3 protein-coding genes and 2 tRNA genes are annotated in these 3,695 nt (G+C 64.5%); 3 read left to right on the top strand and 2 right to left on the bottom strand.

Translation table 11 applies throughout. The annotated features are described in order from the left end of the window. The coding region (locus KBT70_RS09310; protein ID WP_296631793.1) for a LuxR C-terminal-related transcriptional regulator at nucleotides 1-407 on the top strand (407 nt) is incomplete at its 5' end. Between the two features lie 222 nt (nucleotides 408-629). Here the strand turns inward: KBT70_RS09310 and KBT70_RS09305 are convergent. Further along, nucleotides 630-2,108: an ABC transporter substrate-binding protein gene (locus KBT70_RS09305; protein WP_296631788.1), complete on the bottom strand. Its 1,479-nt coding sequence runs from the start codon at nucleotides 2,106-2,108 to the stop codon at nucleotides 630-632. Between the two features lie 203 nt (nucleotides 2,109-2,311). Here KBT70_RS09305 and KBT70_RS09300 point away from each other — a divergent pair. Then, nucleotides 2,312-2,388 (top strand) — tRNA-Asp (locus KBT70_RS09300). Nucleotides 2,389-2,514: 126 nt separating this feature from the next. Then, nucleotides 2,515-2,591, top strand: a tRNA-Asp gene (locus KBT70_RS09295). Between the two features lie 37 nt (nucleotides 2,592-2,628). Here the strand turns inward: KBT70_RS09295 and KBT70_RS09290 are convergent. Then, nucleotides 2,629-3,695: LLM class flavin-dependent oxidoreductase (locus KBT70_RS09290; protein ID WP_296631785.1), on the bottom strand; the 1,067-nt coding region annotated here is incomplete at its 5' end.

Below are 3,695 nucleotides of genomic sequence, written 5' to 3'. Positions count from 1 at the left end.
TGGAGATGCTGCGGCGCGATCATCCGCGTGTGATGGTGGTGGTGGTGGCCGAAGAGGCCGAGTTTGCATTCATCCGCACGGCGGTGAAGGCGGGGGCACATTCGGTCTGCATGATGGGGCAGGTTCTGAGCAGCCTGCCGCGCGTGCTGGGCCATCTGGTCGAGGGGCACAGCATCCTGCCGGTGGAAATCCTCAAGCGGTTGATGGGCGAGCAAGGCGATAGCCTGACCCGGCGCGAGCATGAGATATTGGGGCTCTTGGTGGATGGGCTCACGAATTTCCAGATCTCGGCGCGGCTGGGATTGTCGGAGAATACGGTCAAGTATTACCTCAAGGCGATTTACCAGAAGCTCGATGTGAATTCGCGCGGTGGGGCCATCGCGAAATATGTGGCGGGGACGTATTGAGGGGAGACTCAGGGGAGGAGCCGTGCGGAACGCTGGGCCGGGGACTAGCGAAGCAACGTCAGTGACTGCCACTTTATGCCAGCCAAGTCCGTATACTCCCTCAGCGATGCGCGCCCTTTCAAAATCGCTAGGCCGCGGGACGGCCCAGCGATCCGCGCGGCGGCGCTACGCGCCTTGATTCCGCGCGGGTGTGAGTGCTGCGGATGACCGCGAAAATCCCCCTCACTCCACCACCGTCACCAGATGCCAGCGCAGCGCGTCGTTGGGCACCGGATCGAAATGGGTCACGCGGTTGGAGAGCACCACCAGTTGCGTGACGTGAAAGGGAATGAGCGTGCCCGAATTCATCGCCAGATATTCCTGCGCCTCGATATAGAGCGCGCGGCGGCGCTTGAAATCGAGCTCGGCGCGGGCGGTTTCCAGCAGGCGGTCGAATTCGGAATTGTTGTAATAGGTCTCGTTCCATTTGGCGGTGGAATGAAACGCCTCGTTCAGTGCCTGATCGGCGGGGCGCTCGCCCCAAGATGTGCTGAAGGCGTCCTTTTTCATCCAGACATTTGACCAATAGCCATCGGCGGCGGCGTTGATCAGGTTGACGCGAATCCCCGCCTGCGCCGCCTGTTCCTGAAACGCGACACCGATCACCGGCCAACTGGGATCGAGCACTGAGATATGCACATCAACATCGACCCCGTCCGGGTATCCGGCCTCGGCCAGAAGGGCGCGGGCGCGCTCGGGGTCGGGGGGACAGTCCATTTCGGCGCGGTATTGGTCATTGGGGGCCACGGGCGTATCGCAGGAGATCACCCCGCCGCCATCGAGCGCCAGTTGCAGCATCTCGTCGCGGTCGACCACAAGGCGCAGCGCCTGGCGCACGCGGGGATCGTCGAAGGGTGGCACATCGGTGCGAAAGGCCAGCCCCATCCAGTTGCCGGTGGGGATTTCAAGCAGTTGATAGCGCAGCGATTTGTCGAGCGCGCGGCGCATCATCGGGGCGATGCCGCGCTCCATATCAAGCTGTCCGCTGAGAAACGCCTGAAGCCGCGCCTGCGCGTCAGGCACGCCGATCACCTCGATCCGGGCGAGGGCGGGGGGGCCTTCCCAATAGTCCTCATTGGCGGTCAGGACCGTAATGCCATCGGGATCGAATTTCTCGACCCGGAACGGCCCGGTGCCGAGGCCGGTCTGGTCGATGGTGTCGCCCGAGCCTTCGGGGATGATGCGCAGGCGGGGGTCCATCAATTGCAGCGGCAGATCGGCAAAGGGCGAGTCGAGCTGCATTTCCACGCTGAGTGGCCCGGTGGCGGTGATGCGGGTGATCATCTTGACCGCCGCGCGCGCCGGGCTGCCGTAATCGGGGTCGATGACGCGTTTGATCGAATAGACCACGTCGCCTGCGTCAAGCGCGCTGCCGTCGTGAAAGCGCACGCCATCGCGGATCTGAAAGGTCCAGAGCGTGCCATCGGCATTGGGGGTCCAGGAGGTGGCAAGATCGGGGGCCGGTTTGCCGCCGCGACCGGGGCGCACGAGGCGGCTCTGGATTTTCTCGATGATCTGGAGCACGCGCCCCTTGGAGGCGGGATCAAGGCTCGAATGGGCGCCAAAGCCCACGTTATGCGCGTGGCGAAAGGTGCCGGTGGGCGCGGCCCCGGCGGGGGCGGCGAGCAGGAGGCACAGGATCATGAGCAGGATGGGCCGCATTGGTCTCTCTCCCGAGGTTGGGCGGAGTGTGACAAGGGCGGCCGCGAAAATCAAACCTTTCGGGTGGGGGCGGGGATCACGATTTGACCGGGTTGGGAGGCGGGGCGGGAAAGTTGAAATTTCCGCATGCCAGCGCTTGACGGGCGCGCGGCCCCGTCATAGAAGCGCCACACATCGGGGGGCACCCCCCGGTGTTGCTGCGGGCGGTTGTAGCTCAGTTGGTTAGAGTACCGGCCTGTCACGCCGGGGGTCGCGGGTTCGAGCCCCGTCAACCGCGCCACCGCAGACATCAAAGGCCCCCGCGGGTGCGGGGGCTTTTGTGTTTGGGGGGCTCCGGGACCGGTCTGGAAATTCACGATTTTGGGATTGACGGGCGGGCGGGGGGCGCTTATGCAGCCTCCCACGCGCGGTTGTAGCTCAGTTGGTTAGAGTACCGGCCTGTCACGCCGGGGGTCGCGGGTTCGAGCCCCGTCAACCGCGCCACTTTCCCCCCTATGCCTGACAGACCCGCCTTTGCGGATCACTCTGCGGCGGCGATGCTCTGGTTTGCGAACTGCGGCATCACCTTGTCGATGAAGAGGTGCAGCGAGCGTTTCTGGCGCTCCATATCCAGCCCCATCGAGGCGTAATAGATGAAGGCATCGACGCCAAGCGCCTCGTATTGCCGGACTTTATCGGCCACGGTGTCTGGGCTGCCGAAGGCGAGATTTTCCTCGAGCATGGCGGGATCGGTGCGGGCGTTGCCCTCCAACTCCGCCAGCGGGACGGGATCGGGGAAGCCGTTGACCACCTCGCCGCGTTTCATCATCAGGTTGCCGAATTGGCCCAGCACGCGGCGCAGCGCGGCCAAGGACGCCTGCCGGTCGTCCTCGGTCTCATAGACCGCCGTGTGGCGCATGAGCGCCCAGCGTCCGTCATAGCGGCCGCCGTTTTTGGCAATCGCGGCGTCGAGCCGGGCGCGGTAATTCTCGGCCTCGGAGAAGGGCATGGTGAGCGGCCAGCTCATGATGTCGCAGCCATGCTCGACCGCGTAGTCAAAGGTGATGGGGGCGCGGGCGGCGACCCAGATCGGCACCTCGGCTTGCACCGGCTTGGGGCAGGAGGTGGCGGTGGGAAACTGCCAGTATTCGCCGTCATGGGCATAGTCGCCCGCCCAGAGGCGTTGCACCACGGGCAGCGATTCCTGCATGTAGCGCCAGCTATCGGGTTGAGCGAGACCGGGCATCATGCGGTCAAACTCGCGCTGATAGGCGCCCGAGCCGATGCCGAATTCGAGCCGCCCGTCGCTCAGCAGATCGAGCATCGCGGCCTCGCCGGCGAGGCGGATGGGGTGCCAATAGGCGGCGTTGACCACGCCCACACCGAGCCGGATGCGGCTGGTATGCTCGCCCCACCATGTCAGGATTTGAAAGGGGTTGGGGGCGATGGTCATTTCCAGCGCGTGATGTTCGGCTGCCCAAGCGATTTCAAAGCCGCCCACCTCGGCCATTTGGACCATTTCGAGGGTGTGGTCGCGCAGCGCCTTCATCTCCGCCGAAGGATCGAGCCGTTCGAGATTGATTGCGAGGTGGAATTTCATGCCGGTCT

Origin of the sequence: Roseovarius sp., from assembly GCF_018066915.1 — a bacterium.
Lineage (GTDB): Bacteria > Pseudomonadota > Alphaproteobacteria > Rhodobacterales > Rhodobacteraceae > Roseovarius.
The sequence above is the reverse complement of the archived record's forward strand: the minus strand, read 5'-3'. Positions and strand labels throughout refer to the sequence as shown.

Excerpts from the sequence above, each read along its gene's own strand:
- KBT70_RS09305 (WP_296631788.1), bottom strand. The coding sequence starts at position 2,108 with ATGCGGCCCATCCTGCTCATGATCCTGTGCCTCCTGCTCGCCGCCCCC.